This window comes from Pseudomonas frederiksbergensis (genome assembly GCF_001874645.1).
GTDB lineage: Bacteria > Pseudomonadota > Gammaproteobacteria > Pseudomonadales > Pseudomonadaceae > Aquipseudomonas > Aquipseudomonas frederiksbergensis_B.
Genome location: NZ_CP017887.1, coordinates 360935 through 371069, shown reverse-complemented (window position 1 = coordinate 371069; position 10135 = coordinate 360935). Strand labels below are relative to the sequence as shown.

The 10135-nt window shown below is 53.9% G+C and carries 7 protein-coding genes and 4 pseudogenes; 5 read left to right on the top strand and 6 right to left on the bottom strand.

Annotated elements, in window-relative coordinates; translation table 11 throughout:
* Positions 1–187: 187 nt before the first annotated feature.
* Entirely contained in the window at positions 188–835 is a 648-nt protein-coding gene (locus BLL42_RS29160) for a hypothetical protein (RefSeq protein ID WP_071555876.1), read from the top strand.
* Between the two features lie 915 nt (positions 836–1750).
* Positions 1751–2311 carry a hypothetical protein gene (locus BLL42_RS29155; RefSeq protein ID WP_071556139.1) on the top strand — a complete coding sequence of 187 codons (561 nt, stop codon included), beginning with the start codon at positions 1751–1753 and terminating at the stop codon, positions 2309–2311.
* Between the two features lie 317 nt (positions 2312–2628).
* Here BLL42_RS29155 and BLL42_RS29995 read toward each other — a convergent pair whose 3' ends face one another.
* The 4 genes and pseudogenes from BLL42_RS29995 to BLL42_RS29135 form a co-directional block, all read right to left on the bottom strand.
* Positions 2629–3030 (bottom strand): hypothetical protein, encoded by a 402-nt coding sequence (locus BLL42_RS29995; RefSeq protein WP_129587017.1) that lies wholly within the window; start codon positions 3028–3030, stop codon positions 2629–2631.
* 192 nt (positions 3031–3222) lie between these two features.
* Positions 3223–4620, bottom strand: a complete 1398-nt coding sequence (gene dnaB, locus BLL42_RS29145) for a replicative DNA helicase (RefSeq protein ID WP_071555873.1) — start codon at positions 4618–4620, stop codon at positions 3223–3225.
* A gap of 82 nt (positions 4621–4702) precedes the next feature.
* Positions 4703–6226: a replicative DNA helicase gene (gene dnaB / locus BLL42_RS29140; protein ID WP_071556138.1), complete on the bottom strand. Its 1524-nt coding sequence runs from the start codon at positions 6224–6226 to the stop codon at positions 4703–4705.
* Positions 6227–6402: 176 nt separating this feature from the next.
* Positions 6403–6996 (bottom strand): annotated as a pseudogene (locus tag BLL42_RS29135) (transposase); the annotation flags it as partial.
* 183 nt (positions 6997–7179) lie between these two features.
* On the opposite strand from BLL42_RS29135, the pseudogene BLL42_RS29130 reads away from it, so the two are divergent.
* Positions 7180–7360, top strand: a pseudogene (locus BLL42_RS29130) (IS3 family transposase); the annotation flags it as partial.
* A gap of 314 nt (positions 7361–7674) precedes the next feature.
* Complete coding sequence (locus BLL42_RS29125) at positions 7675–7929, top strand: DUF2790 domain-containing protein (protein ID WP_071556136.1); 255 nt, start codon at positions 7675–7677, stop codon at positions 7927–7929.
* Between the two features lie 84 nt (positions 7930–8013).
* Here BLL42_RS29125 and BLL42_RS29120 read toward each other — a convergent pair.
* Positions 8014–9176, bottom strand: a protein-coding gene (locus BLL42_RS29120; RefSeq protein ID WP_129586922.1) for an IS3 family transposase whose coding sequence is annotated in 2 segments (ribosomal slippage) — positions 8014–8921 and positions 8921–9176 — 1164 coding nt in all. Because the reading frame shifts where the segments join, the coding sequence is not laid out codon by codon here.
* A 196-nt stretch (positions 9177–9372) separates the two neighbouring features.
* Between BLL42_RS29120 and BLL42_RS31255 the strand changes: the two are divergent.
* Positions 9373–9519, top strand: a pseudogene (locus BLL42_RS31255) (ISL3 family transposase); the annotation flags it as partial.
* A gap of 336 nt (positions 9520–9855) precedes the next feature.
* On the opposite strand, the pseudogene BLL42_RS29105 reads toward BLL42_RS31255, so the two are convergent.
* Positions 9856–10077: pseudogene (locus BLL42_RS29105) on the bottom strand (transposase domain-containing protein); the annotation flags it as partial.
* Positions 10078–10135 lie beyond the last annotated feature (58 nt).

Below are 10135 nucleotides of genomic sequence, written 5' to 3'. Positions count from 1 at the left end.
GAGGCCGTACCGTGAAGCGACTGACATTCCGGTTCAAGGAAAGCGATCAGATGCGCCTGGACCTCTCTGAGCCCTTGAGCCCCTCGAAGCCCTGGCCGCGGTGGGTTGAATTCACATTCAACCTGGTTGGGGATAGAAAGATAGGGCCCTTCGCTGCACCGCATCAATCAGCCATGGAGTAGGTCGAGTGGATGTCAGATATTTTCTAGAGCAGCGCACAGTCTTCGTCCGGCACTATTTCGACGAAGCCTCAGCGCCGTTTCTGGAGACAATCCGGAAAATCGATGCCGGAGAAGCACCGTTCGAGCCTCCGCATTTCGATCCTGAAACGATGAGCGATGAGCCCGCGTTTCTTGACGAATGGCTCCGTGCACAAACAGGGTTGGAAGTAGTTGGCCAAACCTGTGTTTCAATGCTCTCGGAGAGCTTGAAAGTATTGTTCGCTACGTATGAACGCAACGCGGGATTGGATTGTGAGAACGAGTGTGGACGTGCGGCATTCGCGAAAGGCTTCATCCGTGGTTATCGGATTTGTTTCGCGAAGCACGGCGTCAATTGGGCCAATTGTCCTGCTGACTTCAGCATCCTGGAACAAGTGGTACTCGCCAGAAATACGAGTCAGCATGTCAACTGGATCACAGACACCCGAGCAAACCATAAACCTGCAACGCTTCGTAAATACCCGAGTCCATTGTTCGTTAGCGACTATGAAAAGGACCTGATGAAAGATTGCGGTGGGCGCTGGCTAATCGATCCTGCAATCCACGTGACTCGTGAGGATCTACATGCGGCGATCGGCGAGGTCGAAAAGCTGGCGGTATGGTTAGAACAGTGACTCAAGAACAGTACAGAACACAGGCGATATTGGAGACGGTACCGGAGTGGGAGTCGTCTTGCACAATCAGCCATGTCTCCCAGGAAGATCCGTTTGGTTGCGGCGTAGCATGTCTGGCCATGCTCGCCGGTACGAGCTATATGGACGCACGCGAAACATTCCTTCGTTTGGGCTACGGCGATGGTCGCCCGAAGCGCAAACCGTTTTCCTCAAACTTCAGTGAGCTGATCGCGGCTCTTAGCGAGCATCGCTTGGAAGCACGTATGATGCAATGGAAGGGGTGGGGTCATGTGAGCGGAATGGGGGTCGTAAAGGTGGGCTGTGGCCCTGAGGCTCCCGTTAATTGTTGGCATTGGGTGGTGGTGGAAAGTCACCCAGCGTATGAGATTGTCGTCCATGACCCTGAAAGGTCATTGCCTAGCTTCGGTAATCCACCGCTTGATACTGTCTTTCGATCAATTTCAGAGCTCAAGCCATACGGAAACTGGATCACCGTCAGGCGTCCTGGTCACAAGAGTTAACTCCGCGAACCTCCCAATCTTGCTTAAAAGACGACGGCTTAGACTGACCATGGGCGCCGCGAACTCGAACTCACCGGTATTGTTCAACTAGGTGCGCCCATGACAGATGAAGACTTGATCGATCGACTGCTTTACACCGGTGAAGGGACCACACTCGATTACAAGCGGGAAGGGTACGTTACCGATGGGTCCGATGACGTTAAAAAAGTGAACTGCTCAAAGATATCCTGGCGTTCAGCAATACCTGGCGAACGGAGCCCGCTTATATCCTGATTGGCTTTGATGAGGATGAGCAGGAATTCTACCCTGTCAATCGTCACCCAGATGATCGAGGCTGCAGCAGTTCATCAACGGAAAGACAAACAAGCACGTGGTGTTCTCTTACCGGGCAGTCATGTACAAGGATCGTTCGCTGGGGCTCTACACCATCGAGGTTCAGGAGCGCCCGATCTACGCAAAGAAAAAGTATGGGATTGTTGATAAAGACATCGTGTATGTCCGTTATGGCTCTTCAACTGCGATCGCTGATCCAACGCAGATAGCGAAAATGGGCGCAATGGAAGCCATGAGGGGAGCGACAGGTGAACCCCTGCTGGCCGTTGAGATAACCAATATCGAAGGTCAGACACCACTCAACAGTGGCATCAGCTTTGCCTATACACACTTGATGTTGGAGGAGTACCCAGACTACACCGACGGGACACACGGGTACCTCAAGTTGAACAACATACTGGTGAATCGCAATTACTATCGAGACTTAGCTCTCTACCATCAGGTGCAGAAAGGATCGTTTGGATTCAGATTGAGCCTGGTGAACAGAGGCACAGCAACAGCACACAGCGTGAGGGTGCACCTGTGCTTGAACCAGCTGGAACTCTGCGTGTTAAAGCTGAACTTGAGGATATGCCCAGCACCGATACGGTACCGAAAGTTGCCAACCTCGCTACCTTGCTAAATCCACCCTTCGACGAGCACATGGAGCCCGATCGGCTCACCGCCGTATTCAGCTTTGGGAAATTCATGCTGGAGAGTCGGTCCCAAGCGGCGACATATTTTTGGTCACTCCACCCTCCGAGCTGACTTCAATCCAGGTACGCATTCACGCTGACGAGCTCCGCGCGCCGATCGTGGTTAGCATTCCGACCACAATTCAGGCCACCGCGCAGACCTTGAGCTTTGAGGCGTTGTAATGCTGGCTTAGCCCCGCAAGCAGGGCTTGTGGTGGAGCTGTTTTTCCGGGATTACCCAGTGGTTTCATGCTCATGATTTTAGTTACTGATCTACCTGATAGTCGAGGCTATCTTGATTGACCACGACCACTCGATATTTGTCCCTTTCATGAGGGTGAAACTGGGCGGCGCAGATGTCGATGAACAAGCCTTCGCACGATACCCAGCAGTGGGAGTAACCATTGGCTGAATCATGCCCTTCAACTGCTTCTTCGTCCCATTCAGTAAAATCGGGAACATAACTCGGATCGCAATCAAAGTAGGTTCCACGAACAGTGCAGGCATCGAAGCCGGCGACCATTAGAGCAGCAGTCAATGACTCGCTCATAGGGCCGCATAGATTATCCAGCGCACTCATCGAGGAGGACGTCTGCATTTCAAAATCGGAACGGACAGAACACGAAACATCAAAAATAGCTTGGCGGATTATAGAGGTATTTCGCATGGTAGCTTCCGTGTTCGCTGTGATTGTGGCGTATTCATGGCGACTTGATGGGCCATAGGGCTGCATCCGGGTGTCAAGTGGGGTGCAATTTCGCATCCTTCGAATACTCGCAGTAATCATCCCATGACGCGTAATAATGCAAGCCCAAAGACTGCCCCACAGGAAGCAATTAGCAACAGGTGATGAGTTAGATTACTCATCATCTCCAAAGTTATAACTGCCAGGCGCAAGGTTTTCGAAGCGCGTGTATTTGCCGATGAAAGCCAGTCGAGCCGTACCGATTGGACCGTTCCGCTGCTTGCCGATGATGATCTCGGCGATGCCCTTGTGTTCGGTTTCCGGGTGGTACACCTCGTCCCGGTACACGAACATGATGACGTCGGCATCCTGCTCGATCGCTCCGGATTCCCGCAGGTCGGAGTTGATCGGGCGCTTGTTCGGACGTTGCTCCAGGGAGCGGTTGAGCTGCGACAGCGCCACCACCGGGCAGTTGAATTCCTTGGCCAGAGCCTTTAACGAGCGAGAAATCTCGGAAATCTCGTTGGTCCGGTTATCGCCACCGGAGCCCGGGATCTGCATTAGCTGCAGGTAGTCGATCATGATCAGGCCCACTTCACCGTGCTCACGCACCAGACGTCGAGTACGCGCACGCATTTCAGATGGGCTGATACCGGCAGTATCGTCAATGAACAGCTTCCGATCGTTGAGCAGGTTGACCGCCGAGGTCAGGCGCGGCCAATCGTCGTCTTCCAGGCGACCGGCACGGACCTTGGTCTGATCGATCCGACCCAGGGACGACAACATACGCATGATCAGCGATTCGCCTGGCATCTCCAGTGAGTACACCAGCACCGCCTTGTCGCTGCGCAACACGGCGTTCTCCACCAGGTTCATCGCAAAGGTGGTCTTACCCATCGATGGACGACCGGCGACGATGATCAAGTCAGACGGTTGCAGACCGCTGGTCTTCTCGTCGAGGTCGGTGTAGCCGGTGGACAGGCCGGTGATGGCGTTGTCAGTGTTGAACAAGGTGTCGATACGGTCGATGGCCTTGGTCAGCAGGTCGTTGACGCTCACCGGGCCACCGGTTTTCGGACGCGCTTCGGCGATCTGGAAAATCTGCCGCTCGGCTTCGTCGAGAATCTCTTCAGCCGTGCGGCCTTCCGGGTTGAAGGCGCTGTCGGCAATCTCGGTAGCGATACCGATCAACTGCCGCAAGGTCGCCCGTGCGCGCACGATCTGGGCATAGGCCTTGATGTTGGCGACGGACGGCGTGTTTTTCGCCAATTCGCCCAGGTAACCGAGACCGCCGACTTGCGAGGTCTGACCTTCCTTGTCCAATTGCTCGGACAGGGTCACGACGTCGATCGGCGAGTTCTGATCAGCCAGCTTGGCGATCGCACGGAAAATCAGGCGGTGGTCATGGCGATAGAAATCACCGTCCGAGACCTGATCGAGCACGCGCTCCCAGGCGTTGTTGTCCAGCATCAGACCGCCGAGCACGGCTTGCTCGGCCTCGATGGAGTGCGGCGGCACCTTCAGTGCGGAGGTTTGCAGATCGTATTGCTCAGGAGCGGAAAAATCGTTCATAGACACGAGCCCAATGGGTTAGAAGCTGACCTTAGATAAGCGACCTTTGAGGGGCGCAACGGAAGTAGTGACTTCACGGGAGCTATTTTTTGGGTCGGCTGGAACCTCGCTTGATTCCAAATAATGGGGTCATGACCCTCACTAATTTGCTTTGTGTGGCCAGCTCGGAGGCGACCATCCTGCCTAAGCGAGGATGTTCATCAATGACCTCCGTGATGCCCAGTTCGAGGTCGGTGAAGGCATGGGTACCAGGTAGGAGCGATTCGAACCGTGTGAAACGGTCAAGGAAATTCAACCTGCAGAAACCGGTAGGGCCTTCACGGTGTTTACCGATGATGATTTCCGCGGTCCCTTTGAATTTGGTGTCCGGGTGATAAATTTCATCCCGGTACACAAACATAATCACGTCCGCGTCCTGTTCGATCGCGCCAGACTCACGCAGGTCAGAGTTGACGGGGCGTTTATCAGGACGTTGTTCCAGGGATCGGTTGAGCTGAGACAAAGCTACTACGGGGCAGTTGAACTCTTTGGCCAGCGCTTTTAGTGATCGAGAAATCTCCGAAATTTCATTCGTGCGGTTCAGGCCGCTGGCGCCGGGGATCTGCATCAACTGCAGGTAATCGACCATGATCAGCGCGAGCTCACCGTGCTCCCGGACTATGCGTCGTGTGCGGGACCGCATTTCTGACGGACTGATGCTCGATGTATCGTCAATGAACAGTTTACGATCGTTGAGAAGATCGATTGCCGAGGACAGGCGGGGCCAATCATTGTCCTCTAGTCGTCCAGAGCGAAACTTTGTCAGATCGACGCGGCCCAAGGATGCCAGCATGCGCATAATCAATGATTCGCCTGGCATTTCCAGGGAGTAAACCAGCACGGGCTTCTCGCCCTGAAGAACCGCGTTTTCTACGAGATTCATCGCGAAAGTCGTTTTCCCCATCGAAGGTCGACCAGCAACGATGATCAGATCCGCGGGTTGAAAACCATCAATCTTTCGATCCAGATCGCTAAAGCCCGACGACAGACCTGTAATGGCCTTCGCTGACTTTGAGCGCGCATCGATTTTCTTTTTAGCCCTGGTTAGGAGTTGAGTAACAGCTTTAGGGCCGCCGCGCTTTCGGCTTGAGTTAACGAGCATGAGCATTCTCCGTTCTGCATCTTCAATAAGATCAGGAGCGGTTCTACCGTTTGGGCTCAACGCATTATGGGTTATGTCATCACAGGTCGAGATAATCTGCCGAAGCTTTGCACGTTCCCTGATCAGGCTCGCGTAAGACTCGATGTTGGCGATAGATGGGGTGTTGGCCAAAAGCTCCCGTAAGTAATTCAGATGCCCCGGCTGCTCAAGTTGAGTCTCGCTGCTCAGTTGGTCATGAAGGGTGACGACGTCAAACGCCATACCTCGGTCAGCAAGGGTGCTGATGGCGTGAAAAATCGTTCGGTGGTCTGCCAGAAAAAAATCGTCCGCAGAAACCAAGTCAATCATCGACTCGAACGTAGAGTTATCCAAAAGCAACCCACCAAGCACTGCTTGCTCGGCCTCGATAGAGTGAGGCGGAATCCGAAATGCTTCTGTTGGCTCATCGGGGGTGGGTAGGTTCATCAAGATGTCTGCTTTGGTCGGTGCCGAGAATCAGCCGGAAGGCCCATTTGGAGTGGAAAATCGCCCGCAGGAAGCCGAACGCAATCATACAGGCAGCGGTGAGGACTTCCATTCCGGCATGCATCCAGGAAGCAGCGGCGCTCTTAGATGAACGTATTCTCCGGCACATGGGAATAATCCCCGCCCTTGCCGTGGAAACGGCCCACGGCAGCATCTAAGACAGCCCCACTGGCCAAACAAACGATACCGACCATTCGAAACAGCGGGAAACCAAGACCGGCTTTCTGACTACCAGATTGAGGATAGGCCGCCTGATTTTCCGCCGTATCGGGCATGCTGATCGTAGTGCCATCTACCAGCCGTACCGGTCGGTTTAGCCAGCGCCAGGACGTTGGGGCATGATCGCTGATCAGTGCACCTGTGTGATGGAGCAATGTAGAGACCATTTCGACAGGTAGGCGCTTTCTGGCTTTGCAATAACCCCCGGTCCTGGTGCTGCCAGGGCTCAAGCCTCCACAGACGCGTTTTATTGAAAAATCATTGACGGCATTCTGACAGGAGCGATCAGCCCCCAACGCTTGGGCGAGAAACATGGAAAGTGTTTCGGTCGGCGGAAACAACCGCTCCCGATGTTCAGGAAGTAAGGAATCTACAACGGGCAATAGCTGCGGGGCCGTAAGCAAATCGAAGAACGCGTAGGCGTCTGCATTGGAAGCATGCTGACGCAGGCGATTTTGTTGATGCTGAAAAATTTGGCGTCTACGATTCATTTGGGCTGTGTCCTTGGTTTTCGGCGTGTGTTCGCAACTATCACCGTAGACCAAGGCTAGCCTTCTCCCATTTTCCCGCTTAAATGACGCTGTCGGCAGCTAAGTAAGTGCCATTCGGATCTGTACCCTTTAATCTTGGCGGATCTGGCTGACTCGGCTAGATCTTGTTGGCATGGGAGCGTCAATGCCGTGGCCGAGTCTTTTTTTCAGCAGCCTGAAAAAGGAACGCATCCGCAAGCGGATCTACAAAACTCGGGATATGGCCCGGGCTAATGTGTTCGATTACATTGAGGTGTTTTACAACCGAATACGCCGTTACAGCCATCTGGGCGGCGTAAGCCCTGAGGCCTTTGAAAGGGCCTCATTAGGAGGATGGAAATTGTCTGTGGTGGCGCGGGCAGTCCAGTTGAGGTCGCAGAGCAGCGGATGCAGCAAAGGACGTCACGATGAGAGGCGCGCACAGTCGTAACAACCGCGACTGCCAAATTTCTCCGCTTAATTTGTTCAAGTTTACACATCTAACACCGGGCATAGACTACGCTTTTTTAAGGGCATCCTGCCCTACAAATGGTAGCGGTATGGCGCGGCGTGAAGGATGCACGGGAGTTTATCGCGAGACGTAGGACGACAAACACTATTTGATCGCTGCCATCTCTGTGATGCATTAGGAGGTCAGCTATGAAAGCTTCCGTTGTACTGTCAGTCTGTTTTTTTGGCCTAAGCACGATAGCTGGTGCCGCTGATGGCCCCGCGAAGCCCGTTGCAGAGGATTACTACTACGGTATGCGTCTGGATGTGAAACGAGTGCTTCACTCGCCCGACCTGAATGATGTTTGTGGAATCCATGAAGTGGAAATGCTGTATGAAGATTCGCAAGGGCAGCAACATCTTTTGCGTTACCCGATCTGGGGAACTTGTAGCAACGATAACTAGGGGGGGATTCTCATTTAATACCAGTGACGCTATCCGTTACTTTTAGCGGTTTTTTGGTTCCTCACGGAATCTCGGGTGTAGTGGTCAACTAATCCCGGACACGGTTTTGAGTTTTTCTTCAGTTTTCGCCGGGGCCAACCCATCGTTAAATTGATGGGGTCGGATCCAGTTGTAGTGATGCATCAGGTACTGGCTGATGTCTCGCTGAGCTTGCTGGCCGGTCATGTAGCCAGTGGTCGGTATCCATTCTGTTTTCAAACTGCGAAACACCCGTTCCATCGGCGCATTATCCCAGCAATTTCCTCGGCGACTCATGCTCTGGCGCATACGGTAGCGCCACAGTCGTTGGCGAAATTGGCGGCTGGCGTACTGCGATCCTTGATCCGAGTGAAACAGCAACCCCTGAGGCTTTCCACGTTGTTCGTAAGCCACGTCCAGCGCCTTGACCACCAGATCTGCATCCGGCTTTTCTGATAACGCCCAGCCCACAACTCGACGCGCGTAGAGATCCAGGACAACCGCAAGGTAGTGCCATTTACCCTGCGCCCAAATGTAGGTGATATCGCCACACCAGACCTGGTTGGGCGCCTCGACATCAAACTCCCGGTTCAAGATGTTCGGGATATCAGGCCGCTCCACCGTCGCTTTTTTGTAGGCGTGTGATCCCGGCTGCTTGCTGACCAGCTCCAGTTCGCGCATCAGGCCGCGTACCTTGAACCGCCCGATTTGCTCACCCTCTTCTTGCATCATCACGGTGATGCTGCGGCTGCCCGGCGCACTTCGCCCCCGGGTGAACAACTCGTTCACTCGACTACGCAGCCTGAGCCGCTCAACGTCAGGGGTTAGCCGTCTGAGACGATGTGCGTAGTAACTCGAGCGGGCGACTTCGAACACCTCGCACAAGCAATCAACTGGCTCATGGACGCTTAACTGATTGATCAGCGCGTACGCTCGAGATCTTCCGACATCAAGAGCGCGGTAGCCTTTTTTAGTATCGATTTCTCGCGCTCAAGGCGAGCGATCCGAGCTTCCAGCTCCTGGATTTTTTGCTGCTCTGGAGTTAGCGCCTTGCTCTGTGGGGTGATGCCTGTGCGCTCCTGCTGAAGCTGGTCGACCCAACGGCGCAGAACCGATTCGCCAACGCCGAGCGAGCGGCTGGCCTCGATGAAGCTGTAGTTTTGCTTGAGCACGAGGTCGGCAGCCTCGCGTTTGAATTCAGCGGAAAAGGTACGGCGTTGCTTGGTCATCTGACACCTCGATCTGGCGGGTATTCTCGCCTAAATGGGTGTCCGGAATCATTAGACCACTACAGGGAAACACAAAAACAAGAACACCGATTTGACTGATAATGTTCGTGCGAGCAAAGATATCTAGCAAACCGGCGTTCTTGTGCGCGATATTTAAACTTTCCTTCCTTTTGGGGAGGGCTTTTCTGTCGTCACGATCAAGCCTGATGGTGACGCCCTCTAGATAGATCTGACACCCCACGCCACCCGATTCCCTTCTTGTGGCGGCTGCCAAAAATTCTGTTCAGCCTCGTATGAGTATTGCGAGCGAGTCATTGGTGATTTGCCCATTCTCGGTTGTGCATATGCGTCCGGGCATCACGCCTTGCGTGATTAGACGTAACCGTCCGGGCATCCCACCTTACGATAGAGCCATTTGACTCATCTAAAAATCACGACGCTTTGCCGCTAATGCGAAGGGGCTATGTTAAATTCAGCTCAGTCGTTAATGGATATTTCGGTTATGGAGAACGCATCATGCTCGCAGTAGGAGTGGCGCTAGTCGCAGTAGGCTTGGGCACAGGAAATCCTGGCTTTTGGATACCAGGCTGTGTCTTCATGGCTGTAGGGTGCTTTAAAAGAGTCAATCGTCGAGACTGATGGTAGGGGGTAAGTGACTGCCGTATTTACCCTGCGCAAGTCAGGCCTGCACCCATTTATGCGGCAGTAGCTGTCCTATTTCACTGGCCCGCTGCGTCGGCAGGCGCGTGAGAACATCCTTCAAATAGGCGTACGGGTCATGCCCATTCAGCCGCGCCGACTGGATCAGACTCATGATCGCCGCCGCTCGTTTGCCGCTACGGAGCGACCCTGCGAAGAGCCAGTTCTTGCGCCCAAGAGCCCATGGTCGGATCTGGTTGTCGGGTAGTCAGACGCGGTTGCCCGCGTCCAACCCCCTAAGAACCGTGCATGCGAGTTTC